This is a genomic window from Catellatospora bangladeshensis (assembly GCF_016862575.1).
Taxonomy (GTDB): domain Bacteria; phylum Actinomycetota; class Actinomycetes; order Mycobacteriales; family Micromonosporaceae; genus Catellatospora; species Catellatospora bangladeshensis.
Window position 1 is genome coordinate 182,068 of record NZ_BONF01000009.1, and the last position, 20,183, is coordinate 202,250.

General features: G+C 72.9%; 24 protein-coding genes and 1 riboswitch. Of the genes, 17 read left to right on the forward strand and 7 right to left on the reverse strand.

Going from position 1 to position 20,183, the window contains the following annotated elements; genetic code table 11:
• Positions 1-8 precede the first annotated feature (8 nt).
• Positions 9-563 (forward strand): hypothetical protein, encoded by a 555-nt coding sequence (locus Cba03nite_RS08185; protein ID WP_203743704.1) that lies wholly within the window; start codon positions 9-11, stop codon positions 561-563.
• Here the strand turns inward: Cba03nite_RS08185 and Cba03nite_RS08190 are convergent.
• Both Cba03nite_RS08190 and Cba03nite_RS08195 read right to left on the reverse strand, forming a co-directional pair.
• Positions 560-1,393, reverse strand: coding sequence for an MOSC domain-containing protein (locus Cba03nite_RS08190; protein WP_239125557.1), 834 nt, complete (start codon positions 1,391-1,393; stop codon positions 560-562). The two genes, Cba03nite_RS08185 and Cba03nite_RS08190, sit on opposite strands and share 4 nt — an antisense overlap.
• Positions 1,390-2,262 carry a bifunctional 5,10-methylenetetrahydrofolate dehydrogenase/5,10-methenyltetrahydrofolate cyclohydrolase gene (locus tag Cba03nite_RS08195; RefSeq protein ID WP_203743706.1) on the reverse strand — a complete coding sequence of 291 codons (873 nt, stop codon included), beginning with the start codon at positions 2,260-2,262 and terminating at the stop codon, positions 1,390-1,392. Before Cba03nite_RS08195 ends, Cba03nite_RS08190 begins: the two co-directional genes overlap by 4 nt.
• Before the next feature lie 12 nt (positions 2,263-2,274).
• Positions 2,275-2,357: riboswitch (ZMP/ZTP riboswitch) on the reverse strand.
• 130 nt (positions 2,358-2,487) lie between these two features.
• Here Cba03nite_RS08195 and Cba03nite_RS08200 point away from each other — a divergent pair.
• On the forward strand, positions 2,488-3,054 hold the full coding sequence (locus Cba03nite_RS08200) for a GNAT family N-acetyltransferase (RefSeq protein WP_239125558.1): 567 nt from the start codon (positions 2,488-2,490) through the stop codon (positions 3,052-3,054).
• A 37-nt stretch (positions 3,055-3,091) separates the two neighbouring features.
• Here the strand turns inward: Cba03nite_RS08200 and Cba03nite_RS08205 are convergent, their stop codons facing one another.
• The 4 genes from Cba03nite_RS08205 to Cba03nite_RS08220 form a co-directional block, all read right to left on the reverse strand.
• Positions 3,092-4,318 (reverse strand): hypothetical protein, encoded by a 1,227-nt coding sequence (locus tag Cba03nite_RS08205; protein ID WP_203743710.1) that lies wholly within the window; start codon positions 4,316-4,318, stop codon positions 3,092-3,094.
• Entirely contained in the window at positions 4,315-4,836 is a 522-nt protein-coding gene (locus Cba03nite_RS08210) for a SigE family RNA polymerase sigma factor (protein ID WP_203743712.1), read from the reverse strand. The genes Cba03nite_RS08205 and Cba03nite_RS08210 overlap by 4 nt, the downstream gene beginning before the upstream one ends.
• Before the next feature lie 98 nt (positions 4,837-4,934).
• On the reverse strand, positions 4,935-5,465 hold the full coding sequence (locus Cba03nite_RS08215) for a DUF6817 domain-containing protein (protein ID WP_203743714.1): 531 nt from the start codon (positions 5,463-5,465) through the stop codon (positions 4,935-4,937).
• A gap of 94 nt (positions 5,466-5,559) precedes the next feature.
• A complete protein-coding gene (locus Cba03nite_RS08220) occupies positions 5,560-6,135 on the reverse strand; it encodes a maleylpyruvate isomerase N-terminal domain-containing protein (protein WP_239125559.1) in 576 nt (191 codons plus the stop codon).
• 261 nt (positions 6,136-6,396) lie between these two features.
• Between Cba03nite_RS08220 and Cba03nite_RS08225 the strand changes: the two genes are divergently transcribed.
• The 12 genes from Cba03nite_RS08225 (at position 6,397) to Cba03nite_RS08280 (ending at position 16,895) form a co-directional block, all read left to right on the forward strand.
• Positions 6,397-7,695 carry an extracellular solute-binding protein gene (locus Cba03nite_RS08225; protein WP_203743716.1) on the forward strand — a complete coding sequence of 433 codons (1,299 nt, stop codon included), beginning with the start codon at positions 6,397-6,399 and terminating at the stop codon, positions 7,693-7,695.
• 83 nt (positions 7,696-7,778) lie between these two features.
• Positions 7,779-8,798 (forward strand): carbohydrate ABC transporter permease, encoded by a 1,020-nt coding sequence (locus tag Cba03nite_RS08230; protein ID WP_373315735.1) that lies wholly within the window; start codon positions 7,779-7,781, stop codon positions 8,796-8,798.
• Positions 8,799-8,800: 2 nt separating this feature from the next.
• Positions 8,801-9,691, forward strand: coding sequence for a sugar ABC transporter permease (locus Cba03nite_RS08235; protein WP_203743718.1), 891 nt, complete (start codon positions 8,801-8,803; stop codon positions 9,689-9,691).
• Positions 9,692-10,702 carry a LacI family DNA-binding transcriptional regulator gene (locus tag Cba03nite_RS08240; protein ID WP_203743720.1) on the forward strand — a complete coding sequence of 337 codons (1,011 nt, stop codon included), beginning with the start codon at positions 9,692-9,694 and terminating at the stop codon, positions 10,700-10,702. It abuts the gene before it with no gap.
• A 34-nt stretch (positions 10,703-10,736) separates the two neighbouring features.
• The gene (locus Cba03nite_RS08245; protein ID WP_212843410.1) at positions 10,737-11,108 is read left to right on the forward strand and encodes an FKBP-type peptidyl-prolyl cis-trans isomerase; all 372 of its coding nucleotides are present in this window, start codon (positions 10,737-10,739) and stop codon (positions 11,106-11,108) included.
• A 140-nt stretch (positions 11,109-11,248) separates the two neighbouring features.
• Positions 11,249-11,839, forward strand: a complete 591-nt coding sequence (locus tag Cba03nite_RS08250; RefSeq protein ID WP_203743722.1) for a P-loop NTPase family protein — start codon at positions 11,249-11,251, stop codon at positions 11,837-11,839.
• A 38-nt stretch (positions 11,840-11,877) separates the two neighbouring features.
• Positions 11,878-12,555, forward strand: a complete 678-nt coding sequence (locus Cba03nite_RS08255) for a GOLPH3/VPS74 family protein (RefSeq protein WP_203743724.1) — start codon at positions 11,878-11,880, stop codon at positions 12,553-12,555.
• 64 nt (positions 12,556-12,619) lie between these two features.
• Positions 12,620-13,603: a DUF2332 domain-containing protein gene (locus Cba03nite_RS08260; RefSeq protein WP_203743726.1), complete on the forward strand. Its 984-nt coding sequence runs from the start codon at positions 12,620-12,622 to the stop codon at positions 13,601-13,603.
• A gap of 110 nt (positions 13,604-13,713) precedes the next feature.
• Positions 13,714-14,445 carry a hypothetical protein gene (locus tag Cba03nite_RS08265; RefSeq protein ID WP_203743728.1) on the forward strand — a complete coding sequence of 244 codons (732 nt, stop codon included), beginning with the start codon at positions 13,714-13,716 and terminating at the stop codon, positions 14,443-14,445.
• A gap of 46 nt (positions 14,446-14,491) precedes the next feature.
• The gene (locus Cba03nite_RS08270) at positions 14,492-15,322 is read left to right on the forward strand and encodes a hypothetical protein (RefSeq protein ID WP_203743730.1); all 831 of its coding nucleotides are present in this window, start codon (positions 14,492-14,494) and stop codon (positions 15,320-15,322) included.
• Positions 15,323-15,402: 80 nt separating this feature from the next.
• Entirely contained in the window at positions 15,403-16,251 is an 849-nt protein-coding gene (locus Cba03nite_RS08275) for an SMI1/KNR4 family protein (RefSeq protein WP_203743732.1), read from the forward strand.
• Positions 16,251-16,895: a hypothetical protein gene (locus Cba03nite_RS08280; RefSeq protein ID WP_203743734.1), complete on the forward strand. Its 645-nt coding sequence runs from the start codon at positions 16,251-16,253 to the stop codon at positions 16,893-16,895. Before Cba03nite_RS08275 ends, Cba03nite_RS08280 begins: the two co-directional genes overlap by 1 nt.
• Before the next feature lie 51 nt (positions 16,896-16,946).
• Here the strand turns inward: Cba03nite_RS08280 and Cba03nite_RS08285 are convergent, their stop codons facing one another.
• On the reverse strand, positions 16,947-17,297 hold the full coding sequence (locus Cba03nite_RS08285; RefSeq protein ID WP_203743736.1) for a GlsB/YeaQ/YmgE family stress response membrane protein: 351 nt from the start codon (positions 17,295-17,297) through the stop codon (positions 16,947-16,949).
• Positions 17,298-17,397: 100 nt separating this feature from the next.
• On the opposite strand from Cba03nite_RS08285, the gene Cba03nite_RS08290 reads away from it, so the two are divergent.
• From Cba03nite_RS08290 to otsB, 3 genes are read left to right on the forward strand one after another with little or no spacing between them, the layout of a single operon-like run.
• The gene (locus tag Cba03nite_RS08290; RefSeq protein WP_239125560.1) at positions 17,398-18,183 is read left to right on the forward strand and encodes an RNA ligase family protein; all 786 of its coding nucleotides are present in this window, start codon (positions 17,398-17,400) and stop codon (positions 18,181-18,183) included.
• Positions 18,170-19,318: an AAA family ATPase gene (locus tag Cba03nite_RS08295; protein ID WP_203743740.1), complete on the forward strand. Its 1,149-nt coding sequence runs from the start codon at positions 18,170-18,172 to the stop codon at positions 19,316-19,318. The genes Cba03nite_RS08290 and Cba03nite_RS08295 overlap by 14 nt, the downstream gene beginning before the upstream one ends.
• Positions 19,319-19,339: 21 nt before the next feature.
• Positions 19,340-20,143 carry a trehalose-phosphatase gene (otsB, locus tag Cba03nite_RS08300; protein ID WP_239125561.1) on the forward strand — a complete coding sequence of 268 codons (804 nt, stop codon included), beginning with the start codon at positions 19,340-19,342 and terminating at the stop codon, positions 20,141-20,143.
• Positions 20,144-20,183: the final 40 nt, after the last annotated feature.

The window sequence follows — 20,183 nt, forward strand, 5'->3', positions numbered from 1 at the left end:
CTCGGGGCGTGCAGGGGTTCGCGCGCCGGGAGTTCCAGCTGATGCTGCTGCGGCGGATGTTCGACTTCCAGCCCGACCTGGTCGAGGCGGCGTGCGTCGAGCTGGGTGTGTCGCATCGGGAGTACATGGCGGCGCACAACCGGTGGCAGACGATGCTGCGCTCGCGGACGGCACCGAAGGGCCTGGCGCTGTACGGGGCGGTGCTGGGTCCGGCCGATGAGCGGTATGAGGTGCCGTTCGGGGATGCGCGGATGACGGCGCACCGGTGGCGCCTGCCTGGCCTGTGGCCGGATCTGCGGTTCGAGGCGCTGGTGGGCGCCGGGGATGTCGTGTTGCACGGGTGGCTGGTGCGGGCGGCGGGTTCGCCGGTGCCGGAGCTGGGGCCGGTGGGGTCGCTGGCGCCGTGGTCGTGTGTGGTCGACGACGTGCTGGCGAGGTTCCCGGGTGCGGTGCAGCGCGATCCGGAGGTGCCGGCGCGGTGGGGTGTGGACGTGCCCGAGCCGGCCGGTGGGGTGTGGCGGCTGATGTTCGTGTACGGCCTGCTGCAGCAGGTGTCGCGCTAGGCCGGTCGGACGGTGTCGCCGGGCCGGATGCGGCCGGGCTGGACGACCTGGGCGTATACGCCGGCGCAGGGCTGGGGGCCGAGGCCGGGCAGCGGCACGATGCGGTGGTGGTCGGCGAGCACGCGCAGTGCGCCGGTGTCGCGGGGCAGGTCGCCGTGGGCGAGGGTGGGTATCACGCAGCGGGGTGTGGCGGCGATGACCCGCAGGACGAGGTCGGCGCCGATGCGCAGGTCGCGGCCGGGCCATTCGTCTTCGGGGAAGCCACCGGTGCGGGCGTCGATGACGATGTTGGGCCGGTAGCGGCGGGCGGCCGCGGGCTGGTGCGGGTGCAGTGCGGTGATGGTGTCCAGGGTGCCGGTGGTGATCAGGTGCAGGGGCGCGAAGTCGAAGAACGTGCCCGGTGGGGCGCCGGTGCCCAGCTCGCTGACGGTGAGCGGGGTGTCGTCGGTGAGGCCGTGGCGCAGGACGGCGTCGGGGTCTGCGCGGTCGAGGCGGGCCTGCGCGGGCGGGGTGGCGGTGAGGGTGACGTCACGGCCGAGCAGCTCGGACAGGGCCTTGCTCACGGCGGGGTCGGTGCTGTGGGTGTCCAGGCCGGGGCCGGTGATGCGGACGCCGGTGTCGTCGGTGGTGGCGGTGAGGGTGAGCAGCCGCTGCCACCGGCGGGGGTGTTTGGCGCTGGCGATGCGGCCGGTGGCGGTGTCGTGCAGGGCGAGGGCGCGGTCGCCGGTGATGCCCCGTGCGGTCACGTCGGCTGCGGTGAGCTGCTCGCCGAGCATCGACTTGACCGGGTAGCGGTGCAGCGCGGCGACCGCGGCCCTCGCCTCGGTCACGGGTTGGCCCGCTCGGCGGCGGTGACGGCGTTGCGGAACAGCATCGCGACGGTGGTGGGACCGACGCCGCCGACGCGGGGGGTGATGGCCCCGGCGACGTCGGCGCAGGACTCGTCGACGTCGGGCAGGATGCGGCGGCCTTCGTAGCGGACGCCGCCGCCGACGACGGTCGCGCCGGGCTTGACGTGTTCGGGCTGGATGATGCCGGGTACGCCGGCGGCGGCGATGAGGATGTCGGCGCGCCGGGTGTAGCGGGGCCAGTCCTTGACGCCGGTGTGCACGACGGTGACGGCGGCGTCGGCGGTGGGGCGTTTCTGGGCGAGCAGCATCGCCAGGGGGCGGCCGAGGGTGGCGCCGCGGCCGAGGATGACGACTTCGCGCCCGGCGACGGGGATGTCGTAGTGGGCGAGCAGCGCTTCGATCCCGGCGGGGGTGCAGGGCAGCGGGCCGGGCATGCCGAGGGCGAGGCGGCCCATGTTGACGGGGTGCATGCCGTCGACGTCCTTGTCGGGGTCCATGACGGCGAGGGCGGCGTTGTAGTCGAGGTGCCCGGGGATCGGGTACTGCACGAGCATGCCGTGTACGGCCGGGTCGTCGCTCCAGGCTTTGATGACGGCTTCGACGTCGGCCTGGCCGGCGCCGGCGGGCAGGTGCTCGTGGGGTGAGACGAAGCCGAGGTCGGCGGCCTGCTGCTGCTTGATGCGGATGTAGCCGGCGCTGGCGTCGTCGTCACCGACGAGGAGGGTGGCCAGGGCGGGGGTGATGCCGCGGGCGCGCAGGGCGGTGGCGCGGGTGGCGACGTCGGCCAGGACGGCTTCGGCGACGGGCTTGCCGGGCAGCAGCCGGGCGGTGGTGGTGGGCGCGGACATGCGGCTCCTCATCGCGGTCGCCCAGGCGGTCGGCTTCCGCGGCCTGCTCCCCGATGGTCGTTCCCATCCTCGTGCCGCCAGTCGCAATGTTCGTGTCCAGCATGCCTCATCGGGGCGGCGGGTGGTCGCCTTGGGGTGGTTCGTGCCGTGGGGTGTGGTGACGGATTTCTGTTTGCGCCGGGGCGTACGGGTCGCCATCATCGCGGGATGATCGGGGAACAAGCCGTGGACTTTTCCGTCAAACCGACGCTGACCGGTGAAAAGGTGGTGTTGCGCCCGTTCGCTGACGGCGACCTGGACGCGATCCGGGTTGCTTTGCGTGACCCGGAGGTGATCCGGCTGACCGGCAGCACGCCCGGCGACGAGGCGGATCAGGAGAAGGTCCTGCGGCGCTGGTACGGCACCCGCAACGCGCAGCCCGACCGGCTGGACCTGGCGGTGGTGGACCGGGCCGCGGACGTGTGCGTGGGCGAGGTCGTGTTCAACGAGTGGAGCGCCGCGAACGGCAGCTGCAACTTCCGGGTGCTGCTCGGCCCGGCGGGCCGGGACCGGGGGCTGGGCACCGAGGCGATCCGGATGTTCGTCGGGTACGGGTTCGAGCAGCTCGGCCTGCACCGTATCGAGCTGGAGGTGTTCGCGTTCAACCCGCGGGCGCGCCGGGTGTACGAGAAGGTCGGTTTCGTCGCCGAGGGTGTGCTGCGGGACGTGAAACGCGACGGCGACGGGTGGGTGGACGCGACGGTGATGTCGATCCTGTCGCACGAGTGGGATCGGCACCGCGGCCGTCCGTGAGCCCGCCGGGGCACGGGCTCACGGACGGTGCTCCTGCTCAGTCGCAGCGCCACCAGACCGCGCCGGGCACAGTGCCCCCGCCCGCGGCGGGGAACCGCTGGGTGCCGCCGATGACGGCGCCGTCGCGGCTGATCGTGGCGAAGTCGGCGTCGGGCGCGTCGGGCGGCTGCACGGCCCCGTCGGCTATCGGCAGGTTGCGGCCCCTGACGTAAACGGCGGCTACGTAGAGGTCGCTGCCCGGCGCGTGCTCGGAGTTCCTTGCCAACCCCACCGGCAGCAGGCTGCCGGTGCCCGCGCCGAGGGTGTCGCCGAACACGTCCGGCATGATGCCGTTGAGCCACCACCATTTCTGGCCGGTGACCCGGTTCCACCGCACCAGCGTCACGGTGTCGAAGCCGCGGTCGTCGCGTACGGCGCCGGTCACCCACTCCCCGTAGACGGCGCCCATCCGGACGTCCTGGACCGATCCGACGATGTCGTCGGGGAGTTTCAGCTGCTCGCCGGTGCCGTCGGGGTGCCACAGGTAGGGGTGCGTGCCGTTTTCGTCCCTGATCGTGCCGACGACGGCACCGTCCTCGGCGATGTCGGTGACGGTACCGCCGGTGGCGGTGTCGGGTAGCGCGAGCACGGCCGGTTCGGCGGCGGTGTCTCGCCATACGATCGGCTGCTTGTCGGCCTGCCCGGACACGCCTGCCACGCCGGCGACCGCGCCGGTGGCGCTGACCGCGAGCGCCTCGACGCCGCTGCCCGGCAGCCGCACGGGAATGCCGTCGCGCACGATCCAGGAGACGGTCTCGGCGTTGACGACGCTGACGGCCACGGCGACGCCTGCCTGGTTGACATCGGTGATGCGGGCCTGCTCGCCGTCGACGCCGACCGGCCGGGGCAGTTCACCGTCGCGCATGGCGTCCCAGATCAGGGCGGTGGTGGTACCGTCGGTGCGCTGCACGCGGCCGGCGAGGTAGCGGCCGGTGGGGTCGCCCGCGGTGACGGTGCTGCCGGCGTCGTAGCCACCCGGCACCGGCAGCCGGTCGGCCCGGCAGCCGTCCCAGACGCTGGGGAACGGGCTCAGCGGGTCTTCGAACCAGCCGGGCAGCTGAAGTCCCGCGGTCACGGCGACGGCGGTGGCGAGCACTCCCGCGCCCGAGCGGGCGAGGCGGCGGTTGCGGACGTGGCGGTGCCTGCGCTCGTGTACGGCGGTGACGACGTCGTAGCGGGGGGCCTCGTCGGCCAGCCCGTCGAGCAGTTCCCTCAGATCGGTCATGCCCGCACCTCCCGGGTCTCCTTGACGAGCACGTGCAGTTCGGGGGCGACCTCGCGCAGCCGGGCCAGGGCGCGGCTGGTCTGGCTCTTGACGGTGCCGACGGACACGCCGAGGGCCTCGGCGGCCTCGGGTTCGGACAGGTCCTCGAAGAAGCGCAGCACGATGACGGCACGCTGCTTGCGGGTGAGTTTCTCCAGGGCCTGGCGCAGCAGGATCCGGCGGACGGCGTCGGCAGCCAGGTCGGTGCCCGCCACGCGTTCGGGCACCCGGTCGGTGACGTGTTCGCTGCGCAGGTGGTGGCTGCGCCGCCAGCGCGACACGTGCTCGTGGTAGAGGATCCGGCGCAGGTACGCGTCAGGGGCGTCGATGCTGATCCTGCGCCAGGCCAGGGCCAGTTTGAACAGGGCGTTCTGCAGCAGGTCCTCGGCGGCGTGGTGGTCGCCGGTGAGCAGGTACGCCACCCGTGACCACTGACCCAGCCGAGCCTGCACGTACTCGTCGAACCCGGCGTCTGCCAAGGCCGCTCCTCCCGTGCGCCGACGTGCGTTCGACCCTCGTAGACGTCAGCCGCGGCGGCAATGGTTGGCGTGCCGCCGCACGGGTTCGGGCCGGATGTTCAGAAGCGCAGGACGGCGCGGGCGTCGGCGAGCACGGGCGGGGACGCCAGCTGCGCCCAGGAGGCGAACAGGTCGCGGAAGTAGTCGCCATACCGGGCGGCGACGTCGGGGGCCTGCTCGCACAGGTCGAGCTCGTTGACGATGCTGACGTCGGCCAGGGGGCGCAGCTGGTCGGGGGTGAGGGTCTCGGCGGTGCCGGTGAACCGGTCGTGGACCTGCCGGGTGCTGGCGAGCTGCCGCCAGGTGGCCTTGCGCAGGGTGGCGCCGTAGCGGTAGACGATCAGCTCGGCGTGCTCGCCCGCGGCGGCGCGCAGCAGGTCGCGCTCGTCGAGGGTGAGCAGCGCGGTGGCGAAGCCGTCGGTGCCGTATGCGGCGTGGGCGAGCCCGGCCAGGGCGGTGGCTTCGGGCAGGCCGTGCGCGGCGAGCCGGTCGTGGACGCGTACCAGGTGGGCGTGGAGGGTGCCGCCGGGGTGGGCGATGGTCGCGGCGCCGCGCTCGCGCAGCAGCGCTTGGACATCCTGCGCGCTCATGGCCTGACCCTAGGCGCGGGCGGCGGTGGTCCTCAACGGTGTGTGGCGGGGTTCATCGCCGGTGCGGCGCAGCGGGCCGCACCGGCGTGGGTGGTCAGGGGCGGGCGGCGCGCCAGGTCCAGGCGGTGCGGCGGGGACGGCCGGGCAGTTCGCCGCGGCCGGTGCACCACAGCAGGACCGCGGCCGAGTCGCCGGTGGGGGCGTCGGGGAACAGCCGGTGCAGCACGAGTGCGGCGAGGCCGGCGGGGATGGTCCAGTCGGCGCCGAGGCCCTGGGTGATGTCGTGGGTGTGCAGGAGGGTCTCGGCCATGCCCATGGCGGCGAAGCCGCTGGGGTCGCACGGGCCCCAGTGCCAGGCGCGCAGCCCGGGGTCGGCCGCGGCGAGCGCGACCGACAGCAGCCCGCCGGATGCGGTCATGATCTGCAAGATCTGGGCAACGGTGGCGTCGGGCCGGACCGTCAGGTCGCACGGCAGGTATGCGTCACCGGGCGCGGCGGCGACCTGTCCGGCGTAGGCGAGCAGGTCGTGGGCGATGTGCGCGGCGGTGTCGCGGCAGCTCCAGTCGAGCGGGCCGGCGGGCACGCTCCAGTCGGCGCGCAGGTGCGCGGCGAGCGCCGTGGTGGCGGCGTTCCTGGCCTGGTCGAGGTCGGTGTGGTCGGGATCGCGCATGGGTGGACTGTGTCACGTGCGGGCGGCCCGCCGACACTTGTTTGCGCTGGTCCTTGAAACTGTTAGCAAGGTCTTCCGATTGATTTCATTAGATCAGCGGCCTGTGAACGGGGTCACGCATGCATCTGGTCCTGGTTTGGGCTGATTTTGGGGCGCCGTTTGGTAACGGCCTTGCGGCGAGAGTCGCAAAGACTTTCTGAACCGGAAACTTCTTGCTAACGTCCCGCGCTGACAGGACAGGCAACCCCCGAGGAGCGAATAATGCGTCGCACCGCCAGAGGGATCGCCGTTCTTGCCTCCGCCGCCATCGCACTCGCGGTTGCGGCCTGTGGCAACGACGCGACCGAGGCACCCCAGAAGACCGACCCCGCGGCCCTGTCGGCCGAGCTGACGTGGTGGGACACGTCGGACCCCGCGAACGAGGGCCCGGCGTACAAGCAGCTCATCGCCGACTTCAACAAGACCTACCCGAACGTCAAGATCAACTACCAGTCGGTCCCGTTCGGCGAGGCGCAGAACAAGTTCAAGACCGCCGCCGCGGCCAAGTCCGGCGCCCCGGACATCCTGCGCGCCGAGGTGGCGTGGGTGCCGGAGTTCGCCTCCCTGGGCTACCTGTACAACCTCGACGGCAGCGAGCTGCTCGCCGACGAGTCGGACTTCTTCGCGACCCCGATGTCGTCGAACAAGTTCGACGGCAAGACCTACGGCGTCCCGCAGGTCACCGACTCGCTCGCGCTCATGTACAACAAGAAGATCTTCGCCGACGCCGGCATCACCGAGGCGCCGAAGACCTGGGCCGACGTGAAGACCGCCGCCGAGACCATCAAGGCCAAGACCAAGAAGGACGGCCTGTTCATCAACGCGGGCGGCTACTTCCTGCTGCCGTTCATCTACGGTGAGGGCGGCGACCTGGTCGACGCCGCGGGCAAGAAGATCGTCGTGAACTCCGAGGCCAACGTCGCCGGCATCAAGGTCGCCGCCGACCTGGTCAAGTCCGGCGCCGCGGTCAAGCCGCCGGCCAACGACTCCTACGGCACCATGATGACCCTGTTCAAGGAGCAGAAGGTCGCCATGATCATCAACGGCCCGTGGGAGGTCAACAACGTCCGCAACGCCCCGGCGTTCGGCGGCATCGACAACCTGGGCGTCGCCGCGGTGCCGTCCGGCTCGGCCAAGGCCGGTGCGCCGGTCGGCGGTCACAACTACGTGCTGTGGTCGGGCATGCCGCAGGAGAAGGCCGCCGCGGCCATCGCCTTCGTCAAGTTCATGTCCTCGGCGCAGTCGCAGGCGTTCCTGGCCGACAAGCTGGGCGTGCTGCCGACCCGCCAGTCGGCGTACCAGATCGACTCGGTGAAGAACAACGCGATCATCGCCGCGTTCCAGCCGGTCGTGGCCTCCGCCGTGGCGCGTCCGTGGATCCCCGAGGGCGGCCAGTTCTTCGGCCCGCTCGACACCATGGCCACCGAGGTCCTGATCCAGGGCAAGGACCCGAAGGGCTCGCTCGACGCGGTCGCGAACAAGTACAAGACCGAGGTCGTCAAGGACTACTCCGCGTCCTGACCCTCGGCCCGAGGCCGGTCCCCGCGCGGGACCGGCCTCGGCCCCTTTCCCGCAGCACCCCTCATCCCCCTCGGAGCACGCCCGTGAGCACAGCCACCGCCACGCCGCCGGCCCGGACCAGCCCCCCGCCGCGCGACACCCGACGACCCGGGCGGCTGCGCCGCAGCTGGGACAAGCACTGGTACGCCTGGGTGATGGTCGCGCCCGTCGTGATCGTGCTCGGGGTGCTGATCTTCTACCCGCTCGGCCAGGGCATCCTGCTGTCGTTCACCAACCAGACCGAGGCCAACCAGCTCGCCGAGATCTGCACCAAGTCGATCACCGGCAGCGAGGTGTGCAAGCCGAACCCGAACGCGTGGGAGGTCGTGGGCCTGCAGAACTACGCCGACGTGCTGTCCGGCAAGGTCGGCGAGTTCTGGCAGCAGTTCGGCGTGACGCTGCTGTGGACCGTCAGCTGCGTGGTGTTCCACTACGGCATCGGCCTGGGCCTGGCGGTGCTGCTCAACCGGCCGCTACGCGGCCGCGGGATCTACCGGGTGCTGCTGATCCTGCCGTGGGCGGTGCCCGCGTTCGTGTCCGCGTTCGCCTGGCGGTTCATGTTCAACGAGCAGTTCGGCGTGATCAACACCCTGTTCGAGGCGGTCGGCCTGGACCGGGCCGAGTGGTTCGCCGACTGGAAGACGGCACTGTTCACCGCGGTCGTCACCAACATCTGGGTCGGCGTGCCGTTCATGATGGTCACCCTGCTCGGCGGCATGCAGACCATCCCCAGCGAGCAGTACGAGGCCGCCGAGATCGACGGCGCCACCCCCTGGCAGCGCTTCGTCAACGTCACCCTGCCCGGCCTGCGCCCGGTCAGCATGACCGTGCTGCTGCTGGGCACGATCTGGACGTTCAACATGTTCCCGATCATCTTCCTGGTCACCGGCGGCGAGCCCGCCGGCGGCACCGAGATCCTGGTGACCGGCGCGTTCCGGGCCGCGTTCGAGGGCATCCGCAACTACTCGCTGGCCTCGACCTACGGCGTGCTGATCCTGTCCATCCTGCTGGTGTTCTCGGTGCTGTACCGGCGGGCGCTGCGCAAGCAAGGCGAGGTGTGGTGACCATGACCGTCACTCCGATGGCCGCCCCGGCCCCCCAGGCGCCCGGCGCCAACCCGCGCGGCCGCAGCCGCCGCAGCCCCCTGGCCAGCATCGGCCTGCACGCGACCCTGATCGGCGCGTCGCTGATCGCGGTGTTCCCGATCGCGTGGGTGGTGCTCAGCTCGTTCAAGCCCGAGCAGTGGGTGCAGAGCAGCGAGCTGACCCTGGTCAAGGAACCGACCCTGGCCAACTACGAGTACGTGCTCACCCAGACGAACTTCCCGACGTGGATGCTGAACTCGGTCGTCATCGCCGCGTGCACGATGCTCATCGGCATCCTCATGTCGGCCACCACCGGCTACGCGCTGTCGCGGTTCAACTTCCCCGGCCGGCGGCACCTGCTGATGGTGTTCCTGGTGACGCAGATGTTCCCGGTGGCCATCCTGATCGTGCCGATCTACCAGATCATGGCCGCGCTCGGGCTGATCAACACCCACGCGTCGCTGGTCATCGCGTACCTGACGATCGCGGTGCCGTTCTGCTCGTGGATGCTCAAGGGCTACTTCGACTCGATCTCCACGTCGCTGGACGAGGCCGCCTCCATCGACGGCGCCGGGCCGTTCGCCACGTTCTGGAAGGTGATCCTGCCGCTGGCCCGGCCCGGCATCGCCGTCACCGCGTTCTACAGCTTCCTGACCGCGTGGGGCGAGGTGGCGTACGCGTCGGCGTTCATCCAGACCGACGACAAGTTCACCCTGGCCTACGGCATGCAGCAGTTCGTGCCGCAGTTCAACGCCCAGTGGGAGTACCTGACCGCCGCCGCGGTGCTGGTCACGGTCCCCGCCGCGCTCGTGTTCCTGTACGCCCAGCGCCACCTGGTGTCCGGCCTGACCGCCGGCGGGACGAAGGGCTGAGTGGGCACGCGGGCACGCCTGGCTGACATCGCCGCCCAGGCGCAGGTCAGCCAGGCGACCGTGTCACGGGTGCTCAACGACCGGCCCGGGGCCAGCGCGGCCACCCGGCAGGCGGTGCTGACCGCGCTGGACGTGCTCGGCTACGAGCGCCCCGGCCACCTGCACCGCACCGGCGCGGGGCTGGTCGGGCTGATCCTGCCCGAGCTGGACAACCCGATCTTCCCGGCGTTCGCGCAGATCGCCGAGTCGACGCTGGCCCAGCAGGGCTACACGTCGATGCTGTGCACCCAGACGCCGGGCACGGTCAGCGAGGACGAGTACGTCGACATGATGCGTGAGCGCGACGTCGCCGGGATCATCGTCATGTCCGGCATGCACGCCGCCGCCGACGGCGACCCGGGCCGCTACCACCGGCTGACCACCGACGGGGTGCCGCTGGTGCTGGTCAACGGCTACCTGCCCGGGGTCGCGGCGCCGTTCGTGTCGTGCGACGAGCACGCCGCGGCGGAGCTGGCCGTGGCGCACCTGGCCTCGCTCGGGCACCGGCGCATCGGGCTGATCTGCGGCCCGCGCCGGTTCACCCCGACCCGGCGCAAGGTCGCCGGGTTCGCCCAGGCGATGACCGGCCTGCGCGACGGCGACCTCGAAGACCTGATCGAGATCGCGCCGTTCGGCGTCGAGGGCGGCCACGGCGCCGCCCTGCGGCTGCTTGAACGCGGCGTGAGCGCGGTGCTGTGCGGATCGGACCTGATGGCGCTGGGCGCGATCCGGGCCGTACGCGAGCGGGGCCTGTCCGTGCCCGCCGACGTGTCGGTCGTCGGCTTCGACGACTCGCTGCTGATGGCGTACACCGACCCGCCGCTGACCACGCTGCGCCAGCCGGTCCGGGCCATGGCCCAGGCCGCGGTGCGGGCGCTGCTCGACGAGATCGGCGGCTACGCGGCCCCCCACAGCGAGTACATGTTCCGGCCCGAACTGGTGGTGCGCGGCTCCACGGCGGCGCTGCGCTGACAACGTTCCGCGCGGCGTGCTTAGGATGGCGAACATGACCTTGAGCAGACCGACCATCGACTTCCCCGAGGGCGCGCCTCCCGCCGAGCTGGAGATCACCGACCTGGTGGTGGGCGACGGCGAGGAGGCCACGCCCGGCCGCACCGTGGCCGTGCACTACCTCGGCGTCACCTTCCAGGGCGAGGAGTTCGACGCCTCCTGGAACCGCGGCTCCCCGTTCCAGTTCCAGCTCGGCGCGGGCCGCGTCATCGCCGGCTGGGACCAGGGCGTGGCCGGCATGCGCGTAGGCGGCCGCCGCAAGCTGGTGATCCCGCCCCACCTCGCCTACGGCAACCGCGGCGCCGGCGGCGTCATCAAACCCGGCGACACGTTGATCTTCGTCGTAGACCTCCTCAAGGTCTACTGACCCCACCCCCTCTCCCCCGCCGATCTTGCGCGGACTGTGGGTACGACACGCCTGTTCCGGGCATATCGGCAACAGTTCACGCAAGATCGACGGGATCTTGGGGGCGCGCGGCGGGGAGGGCTTCGCGGTAGGGTACGGCGGTGCCGTTGCTGAGCGTCGATGATCCGTTGCCCTGGGTGCCCCAGCGGGTGCTGGTGGCGGGGACGTCGGGGTCGGGCAAGACGACGCTGAGCACGGCGGTCGCCGAGGTGCTGGGACTGCCGCGGGTGGAGCTGGACGCGCTGCACCACGGGACGGGCTGGCAGCCGCGTCCCACCTTCGCCGCCGAGGTCGCCGCGTTCGTGGCGCAGCCGCGCTGGGTGACCGAGTGGCAGTACACGAACAAGCTCGGCGACCTGCTCAGCGGCCGGGCCGACACGGTGCTGTGGCTGGACCACCCGCGGCGGCTGACGATGTGGCAGGTCACCCGGCGCACGGTGCTGCGCCGCTGGCGCCGCGAGCAGCTGTGGAACGGCAACACCGAGGGGCCGCTGCGCACCGTGTTCACCGATCCCGAGCACGTGATCCGGTGGGCGTGGCGCACCCACGGCCAGCCGGGCCGGCGGGTGGCGGGGCTGCTGGAGTCCCGCGGCGAGCAGGTCGCGGTGGTGCGGCTGCGCGGGCGGGCCCAGGTCCAGCGGTGGGTACGCAGGCTGCGCGAGGGCTCGCTGCTCAGCCCTGACCTGCAGTAGCACCTGCGAAGGCGGGCAAAGCGCCTAAACTCGGGCTTATGGAGCTCTCACTGGCGGAGCAGCTGGTCCTGCTCAGTTACGACGACACGACCGGCAGGCCGCTGGTGCCGATCAACCATCTCGACTTCGGCATCGAGGGAGCGGTCCTGCTGAGCCTGGCCAACGCGGGCCGGGTCGCGACCCAGCGCGGCGAGGTCGTGGCGATCGACCGCACCCCGACCGGCGACCTGTCCCAGGACGCCGCCCTCATCGAGATCGCCGAGGACCACAAGGGCCACGCCCCCGACTGGTGGATCTACCACCTGGCCTCCCCGCACCACCGCCAGCGCCTGCTCGACGGCCTGGTCACCAAGGGCGTGCTGGAACGGGTCGACCACCGGGTCATGGGCGTGTTCCACCGCCCCCGCTACCCCGAGGCGGACCGGGCGCTGGAGCGCAGCCTGGTCGGCCACCTGCGCGAGGTGCTGGACCGCATCGCCACCCCGGACCGCGACTCGGTCAGCCTCCTGTCGCTGATCCACACCCTGATGCTGGACCGGCACCACTTCCCCGAGATGAACCGCGACGACATGCGCCACCGCATCCAGGAGCTCACCGAGGGCGAATGGTGCGGACCCGCCGTCGGCAAGGTCATCTACGCCATGAACATGGCCCTGATGGCCGCCATCACCGGCGGCGCCGCCTCCTCGTCCACCGCCGCCGTCTCCGCCCACTGACGACCTCGGCATGTCGCGCTGATCACGGTGCGTACGGCACCGGCGCCGTCCTACCGTACCGATCATGATTGGCATCCCGAGTGACGGCGAGGCCCTCGCCCAGACGTACCGCGCGTTCGCGCTGAGGGAGGCCGCCGGGCGCTCGCCGTCGTACGAGCGGCTGTGCCTGGGCGTGGCCGCCGACCCCGAACTGCTCGCCCTGCTCGGTGCCCTGCCGCTGCCCAAGCGCCAGCCGAACCTGCTGCTGGGCGCGGTGCGGCTGCTCGGCGGGCCGGTCGCGGACTACCCGGCGTTCCGGCAGTTCGTGACCGGACACTGGGCCGCGGTCAGCGCGCAGATGCTCGCCCGCAGCACCCAGACCAACGAGGCCGGCCGCTGCGCCACCCTGCTGCCCGTGCTGGCCGCGCTGCCCCAGCCGCTGGCCCTGCTGGAGGTCGGCGCCTCCGCCGGGCTGTGCCTTTACCCCGACCGCTACCGGTACGCCTACGGCGAGCGCGCACCCTTCGGCCCCGAGGACGGGCCGCTGCTGGAGTGCACCGTGGACGGACCCGTTCCGGTGCCCGCCGCGGTGCCGCAGGTGGTGTGGCGCGGCGGCATCGACCTCAACCCGCTCGACGTCACCGACCCCGGCGACGTGCGCTGGCTGGAGAGCCTGATCTGGCCCGAGCACACCGAGCGGGTCGGCCGGCTGCACGCCGCCGCCGCGATCGCCGCCGCCGCCCCGCCGGTGCTGGTCCGCGGCGACCTGAACGAGGCCCTGCCCGCGCTCGTGGCGCAGGTCCCGGCCGAGGCGACGCTGGTGGTGTTCCACACCGCGGTGCTGGCCTACCTGGACACCGCCGGGGTGGACCGGTTCGCGGCGCAGATGGCCGCCCTGGCCCGGCAGCGGCCCGGCACGGTGTGGCTGTCCAACGAGGCCGCGCACGTCGTGCCGCAGGTCGCCCGGCAGCTGCCCGACGGCGTCCCGCCGGGCCGGTTCGTGCTGGCGGTGGACGGGCGTCCGGTCGCGTTCACGATGGGCCACGGCCAAGGCGTCGAGTGGCTCTGACCGACCGGTCATGATCGTCCGGCCGGGCGTGCCGCCCCGTGAATCACCGGATGCCAACCCGCACGCGTACCCCTAAAGTGAGGCCTTCTAACGCTGCGGAGGGGACGACGATGACCGAACGGTCCGCAAGCCCCTCCGCCCCGCGGCGCGACTACGGCATCTCCACGACCGACCTCGTCGCCAGCACCATCGTCGGGCTCGCGGTCCTGGTGGGAGGCGTGGGCCTGGCGTCGCTGGCGCTGGCCGTGTGCACCACCGTGCTCGCCGGCTTCGGCCTGACCATGGTCAACGTCGCGCTGCCCGGCCTGGCGTTCGGGTTCGCGCTGCTCGACGCCGCCCCGCACGGCGCGACCCGGCTGCGGCAGGCGGCCGCGCTCGCCGTGGCCACCGTCGTCGGCCTGGGCGCGCTGGGCCTGTCCTGGGGCGTGTCCGGGGTGGCCATGCGCCAGCTCGCCCCCGCCGACTACGTCGGCCTGTACGGGCAGCGCACCGAGGTCACCGTCGCCGACGCCGACTGCCGCCACGGCACCATCTGGGCCAGCGGCCCCCGCGCGGACTTCCACTGCTACGGCGCCACCTGGCAGGCCGGCGGGCAGCTGCAGCGCGGCCGGCTGACCCTGCTCTACCAGGAGCTGGAGGCCCGCGCGCAGAGCACCACCATCGACGCGTACGTGCTCGCCGACGACGGCTACAGCGTGCAGCGCGTCGGCGAGGTCGAGTCGTGGGCGTACTGGGCCGGGCGTCCACTGTGGCTGCTGCTGGCCGGGATGCCGCTGCTCGCGGCGGGTGTGCTGGCCCGGCGGCGGCTGGTGGTGCGCTGGATCCCGGCCGCCCGGCGCTGAGTTGCGGCCCACGGGTGGGCTTGACCGGCGGGCCTACCGTGCGGGCGTGGTCCGTGTCCCCGCGCCGACGCGTGTCATCGCCTCCGTCACCGCGCTGACGGTGTGCAGCGTGGCCGCGCTGCCGCTGTACGAGTCCGGCACGGTCGGGCCGAGCGCGCTGCTGATCCCGGTGGCGCTGCTGCTGGTGGTGTCGTGGCTGGTCCGGATGGCGCAGTGGGTCGCCGCGGCCGGCGCCCCGGCCCAGCCGGGCGAGCTGGTCGTACACCTGGCCCAGGGCGGGCCGCCGGCCGAGCGCGGCCGCGCGGTGCGCACCGCCGGGCGGGTCAGCCGAGCCGGTGGCATCGACCCGGCGCCACGGGGGTACGCCGCCTGGGCGGTGCTCACCGACCGGCGCGGCCGCCGCCTGCACCAGCGGGTGGTGTGGGAGCCGTGGCTGCGCGACCTGACCGGGCCGCATCCGGTGCGGGTGCGCCGCCGCGCCGGGGTCACCGTGATCGACGTCGACGGCCGGGGGCGGCTGTGGCCGGCGAGCCTGGCCCTGACGCGCAGGCCGTGGGGCGTGAAGCTGGTCCCGCTGGGCGGGCGCGCCGGGTCCGGCCTGACCCGCCGGCGGCTGCTGGCGGTGCTGCTGCCGGTGGCGGCGCTGGGCGCCGTCGCGCACCTGGCCGACGGGGACGTGCTCGCGGTGGTGTGGGCGCTGGTCTACGTGGCCGCGCTGACGTTCGCGACCGGCCAGTGGTTCGGGATCGTGCCGCCCGGTGCGGCGCCCGCCGGGCAGGCCCCTGAGGCGGGTCCGGGCAAGGCGGCCAAGCCGCCGCGGCAGCGGTCGAAGAGCGAGGGCGCCCGGCGGGGTCAGCCGCGCGGGCAGCGCCGCTGAACCGGCGCCGCCGTCTGTCGGCACCGGCCCGTATAGTCCCGCTGATTGATCATTGTGGACGATCGCTGATGGACGGGTACATGGAGATGGATCACCTGGCCGCCGCCCTGGCCCTGGCGGGGGTGCCCGCGCGGCGTTCGGCCACGGCGGGGGCCGCGTTCGCGGCGTTCGAGAGCACGCACGGGCAGCCGCTGCCCCGGGCGGTGCGCGACTGGTACCTCCTGGACCGCGCCCGGACGGTGCTGGAGCCCGACGGCGCCGACCTCGTGCTCGCGGCGGAGCAGCTGGGCGGCCCGGCGACGTACTGGTGGCCCGCCGACGGCGACGACTGGCCGCCGGACCTCGAGGAGCAGGAGGAGCGGGAGTTCGACCCGGTCGCGGCGGGCCTGCTGCCCTTCCTCGACGAGAACCAGGGCGGCTACAGCCTGGCGGTGCGGCTGGACGGGTCGGCCGACCCGCCCGTGCTGATCTCCTGGGACGGTGTCCGCCCGGACGGGTGGAGCGTGCACGCGGCTTGTTTCTCCGAGTGGGTCTTCACGCGGGTGTGGGATCTGCCGCTGCTGCGGGGCGCGGGCCGGCTGTACGGCACCGTGCCGGACGTGGGGCAGTCGGAGCTGGCGGTGCTGGCGCGGCGGCTCACGGCTCGCCCGCAGACGGTGTCGGACAGCCCGCTGCCCGGTCCTCCGCAGGTGGGCCACCGTTTCGCCGGTCCGGGCGACCGGCAGCGGGCGCTGCTGCTGTCGCCGTATGCCGTCGGCGGCACCTGGTCGGTGCTGCTGTGGGCCGCCACGGACGACCTGCTGGTCGACCTGTGCGGCGTGGTCCGGTCGGCGCTGGCGGCGCCGGTGGGGCTGACCGGCGCCTACCGGCCCGACGAGGTGGCCCGGCGGGCCCTGGAGCGGCTGGCCGCCGGGGAGGTGACGCGCTGATGGGCGCCGACCTGTCTCCGCGCCTGCGGGAGCTGCCCGAGCGCCCGGCGGTGATCCCGGTCCCGGCGTGGCACGGCTTCTTCGCCGACCCGGACGGGTTCGCCGGGCACCTGGCGCGGGCCGCCGTCGCGCAGCTGGGCGACCAGGCACGGGACTGGTTCACGGCGCATCGGGCGAACTACCCGGCCGGTCTGCCCGGCACCACCGCGTACGTGGCGCACGCCGATCTGCGGCACCGGTTCCTGTTCACCGGCCCGATCCAGGCAGTCGGGGCGCTGACCGCGGCCGACGCGGTCACCGAGTGGTCGGAGCTGGCCTGGTGGCAGGCGATGCTGGCGCTGCACATCGCCGCGGTGTTCGGCGCCGACCCCACCGACCAGGCGCGGGTGCGTGACCTGCTGACGCTGTGGCGGGTGCGCGGCGAACCACCGCCGCACGGCGACTTCCCGGCCCCGGACGAGGCGCGGCTGCGCGAGCTGACGCCGCGGCTGGCGCTGTCGCTGGGACGGCTGACGGGGCGCCGCAGCAGCCGGCAGGCCGAGTTCGTGCCCGACCCGAGCTGGGGCACGCTGCGGCAGCTGGACGCGCGCACGTTGATGCCGCTGGCGAACCGGGCGGTCAAGCACTTCCGCGCCCTCGTGTGAACACGCGAACGGGCCCCCGGAACACTTCCGGGGGCCCGTTCGCGTGGCCGCTCAGGTGGTGGTGCGGCGGCGACGACGGCGGACAGGGCCGTCGTCGGCGATGAAGGTGCGGGTCAGCGCCATCGCGATGACGATGCCGATGACCGCGCACACCAGCTGCGTGAGCAGTTCGGCCCAGCTCCACGTGAGGTGCAGGCCGACCCAGTCCCAGTCCCACCGGGCGGGCCAGGTGTTCTCCCAGCCCATCTGGCGGGCCACCCAGGTGCCCGACAGCGCCGCGAGGATGCCCACGAACCCGGTGGCGATGACTCCGATGTCCTGGCGGCCGGGCAGGATCAGCCGGCCGAGGGTGCCGATGAAGATTCCGATCAGGATTGCGCTGAGGATTCCGGTCGCCGTCATGGCGCGTCCCTACCCTGGCGCGCCGATCCTTAATCGCGGCACCGGTTCCGGGCGTAAAACCGCTGGCCCGGCGGCACTGCGGACGGGTACAACAGTCGGCGTGATCGTGAAGTATCCGCGTACGCCGCACCTGGCCGGCTCGCGCCTGCAGCCCGGCGACGAGGACCTGGCGCAGGTGCCGTTCGCGCAGCTGCGGGGCCGGCACGTGGTCGTCGAGGAGAAGCTGGACGGCGCGAACGCGGGCATCAGCTTCACCGCCGGCGGCGAGCTGCGCCTGCAGTCGCGCGGGCACTACCTGACCGGGGGGCCGCGGGAGCGGCAGTTCGCGGTGCTCAAGTCGTGGGCGGCGACGGTCGCGCCGCTGCTGTGGCCGCGGCTTGGCGAGCGCTACGTCTGCTACGGCGAGTGGATGTACGCCAAGCACACCGTCTTCTACGACGCGCTGCCGCACTACTTCTGCGAGTTCGACGTGCTGGACACCGCCACGGGCGCGTTCCTGGACACGCCGTCGCGGCGCCAGCTGCTGGCGGGCCTGCCGGTGACGAGCGTGCCGGTGCTCGCGGCGGGGCCGTTCACGCGGCTGGAGGAGCTGACGGCGCTGGTCGGGCCGTCGCGGTGCCGTACGCCCGGCTGGCGCGACGCGCTTGTCGGCGCGGCGGCCGAGGCCGGGGTGGACCCGGAGCGGGCGGCGGCCGAGACGGACCGGGCCGACGAGATGGAGGGCCTCTACCTGAAGGTGGAGGAGGACGGCCGGGTCGTGGAGCGCTACAAGTGGGTGCGGCACGGGTTCCTGACGGCGGTGCTGGACTCGGGTTCGCACTGGGCGGACCGGCCGATCGTCGCCAATCGGCTGGCCGACCCGGAGGTGCTGTATGCGGGCCTTTGAGCGGCTGTGCCCGCAGGGCCCCGGCTGGGCGCTGGACTGGGCGGCGGTCGAGGCGGAGTTTTCGTGGCTGCGGCGGCTGGCCGGGGTCGAGCAGGATCCGGTGCACCACGCCGAGGGCGACGTGCTGACCCATACCCGGATGGCGGCGCAGGCCCTGGCGGACCTGCCGCGGTGGCGGGCGCTGCCCCGGCAGCGGCAGGTGCGGCTGTTCGCGGCGGTGCTGCTGCACGACGTGGCCAAGCCGGACTGCACCCGGCACGAGGGCGGGCGGGTGACCGCGCACGGGCACTCGCGCCGCGGTGAGCTGCTGGCGCGGCGGATCCTGTGGGAGGCGGGCGCGCCGATCGTATGGCGCGAGCACGTCGCGGCGCTGGTGCGCCACCACCAGGTGCCGTTCTGGGCGCTGGAGCGGCCCGACCTGGAGCAGATCGTGCTGCGGGTGTCCCTGACGGCCTGTAACGAGGATCTGGCGCTGCTGGCCACGGCCGACATCCTGGGCCGGGTGTGCGCGGACGCCGATGCCGTGCGGGAGAACATCGAGCTGTTCCGGCAGTACTGCGCCGAGCTGGGGGTGCTGGACGCGCCGTGGCCGTTCGCCTCCGGCCATGCGCGCTTCGAGTACTTCCGCACGCCGGGGCGGGACCCGCGGTATGCGGCGTACGACGACACGCGGCTGACGGTGACGGTGCTGTCGGGCCTGCCGGGGGCGGGCAAGGACACGTGGCTGGCCGGTCACCGGCCGGACCTGCCGGTGGTGAGCCTGGACGCGCTGCGGGCGGAGCTGGGCGTCAGCCCGGCCGGGGATCAGCGGGCGGTGGCCGCGGCGGCGTACGAGCGCTCGCGCGAGCACCTGCGGGAGGGCCGGGCGTTCGTGTGGAACGCGACGAACGTGTCGCGCCAGCACCGGGAGATCTGCATCGGGCTGGCGGCGTCCTACGGCGCGCGGGTGGAGCTGGTGTCGCTGGAGGCGCCCCCGGGGGTGCTGCGGGCCCGCAACGACCGGCGGCAGGCACGGGTCCCGGCGGCGGTGCTGGAGCGGCTGATCGGCAGGTGGGAGACCCCGGACCTGACCGAGGCGCACACCCTACACCTGGTGGACACGAATGATCGTGCATCTCACGTGATCAGATCGTGATCGATGTCCTAGAGTAAGCAAGTGATCGAGTCGCGGAGCGTTACCGACGCACTACGCATAGCTGCCGAAAGGCGCCAAACCTGCGGTTTCTTCTTCGACTTCGACGGGACCCTGTCCGAGATCCGCGACGACCCCACCAGCGTCGTCCCGGTCCCGGGGGTCGTCGAGGCCGTCGCCGAGATCGCCGCACGCGTCCGCACCGTCGCGGTCGTGTCCGGCCGGCCGGTGGAGTTCCTGCAGCGGCACTTCGGCGCGCAGCCGGTACGCCTCTACGGCCTCTACGGCATGGAGTCCATGGACGCCCACGGCACCCTGTGGACCGACCCCGAGGTGCTGCCCTGGGTGTCGGCCGTGGAGGAGGTCGTCAAACGCGCGGTGACCGAACTGGACCCCGACGTGCTCGTGGAGGACAAGCGCCTGTCCGTCGCGCTGCACTACCGCACCGCCCCGCACCTGCGCTCCCAGGTCGAGACCTGGGGCGGGCACCGCGCCGCGGAGTACGGCCTGTCGCCGCTGCCCGGCCGGATGGTCCTGGAGCTCAAACCGCCGATCCGCCGCGACAAGGGCGGCGTCATCCGCACCGCCACCGGCGACCTGGACTGCGTCTGGTACTTCGGCGACGACCTGGGCGACCTGCCCGCGCTGACCGCGCTGGCCGACCGGGCCGCGGCCGACCCGTCCTTCCGGGTGTTCCGGGTCGGGGTGTCCAACCCCGAGACCGGCGAGCAGGTCGCCGCGATGATGGACGTCGTCGTCAACAGCCCCCACGACCTGGTGCCGCTGCTGCGCCGCGCCGCCGACGCCTGCACCCCCACCCACCGGTGATCACCGGCGCCGGACGGTGATTGAACCGCCCGGCGCCGGG